This window comes from Xenorhabdus beddingii, from assembly GCF_002127545.1.
In the GTDB taxonomy this organism is placed as follows: domain Bacteria; phylum Pseudomonadota; class Gammaproteobacteria; order Enterobacterales; family Enterobacteriaceae; genus Xenorhabdus; species Xenorhabdus beddingii.
The window spans coordinates 1-1,174 of record NZ_MUBK01000113.1 but is presented as its reverse complement, the minus strand read 5'-3'; the positions used below and the strand labels follow the sequence as shown (position 1 = coordinate 1,174).

At 51.4% G+C, this 1,174-nt stretch carries 1 protein-coding gene; it reads right to left on the bottom strand.

The genetic code is table 11. The features are described from left to right. Nucleotides 1-1,174, bottom strand: a 1,174-nt coding sequence (gene tuf, locus Xbed_RS18710; RefSeq protein ID WP_086114309.1) for an elongation factor Tu, incomplete at both ends; no start/stop codon positions are given.

Below are 1,174 nucleotides of genomic sequence, written 5' to 3'. Positions count from 1 at the left end.
ACTTTAGCAACAACACCAGCACCTACAGTACGGCCACCTTCACGGATGGCGAAACGCAGACCTTCGTCCATTGCAATTGGTGCAATCAGGGTCACGATCATGTTGATGTTGTCACCTGGCATTACCATCTCTACGCCTTCTGGCAGTTCGATAGTACCGGTTACGTCAGTTGTACGGAAGTAGAACTGTGGACGGTAACCTTTGAAGAATGGAGTATGGCGGCCACCTTCATCTTTGCTCAGGATATACACTTCTGATTCGAAAGTGGTGTGTGGCTTGATTGAACCTGGTTTAGCCAGTACCTGACCACGTTCGATTTCGTCACGTTTAGTACCACGCAGCAGAACACCCACGTTCTCACCTGCACGGCCTTCGTCCAGCAGTTTGCGGAACATTTCAACGCCGGTACACGTTGTTTTCGCCGTATCTTTGATACCCACGATTTCAACTTCGTCGCCCACTTTAACGATACCACGCTCAACACGACCCGTCACGACGGTACCACGACCGGAGATGGAGAACACGTCTTCGATTGGCAGCAGGAATGGCTTGTCAATGTCACGCTCTGGTTCTGGGATGTAAGAATCCAGTGCTTCAGCCAGTTCGATGATCTTCGCTTCCCACTCTGCTTCGCCTTCCAGCGCTTTCAGAGCAGAACCACGGATGATTGGCGTGTCGTCGCCTGGGAAATCGTACTGAGACAGCAGCTCACGCACTTCCATTTCTACCAGTTCCAGCAGCTCTTCATCATCAACCATGTCACATTTGTTCAGGAACACGATGATGTATGGAACGCCTACCTGACGACCCAGCAGGATGTGCTCACGAGTCTGTGGCATTGGGCCATCAGTCGCAGCCACAACCAGAACCGCGCCGTCCATCTGAGCAGCACCGGTGATCATGTTTTTCACATAGTCGGCGTGGCCCGGGCAGTCAACGTGTGCGTAGTGACGAGTTGGGGTATCATATTCTACGTGAGAAGTAGAGATGGTGATACCACGCGCTTTTTCTTCTGGTGCGTTATCGATCTGATCGAATGCACGAGCGCTACCGCCGTAAGTTTTCGCCAGAACGGTGGTGATTGCAGCAGTCAGGGTAGTTTTACCGTGGTCAACGTGGCCGATAGTACCAACGTTAACGTGCGGTTTTGAACGTTCAAACTTTTCTTTAGACA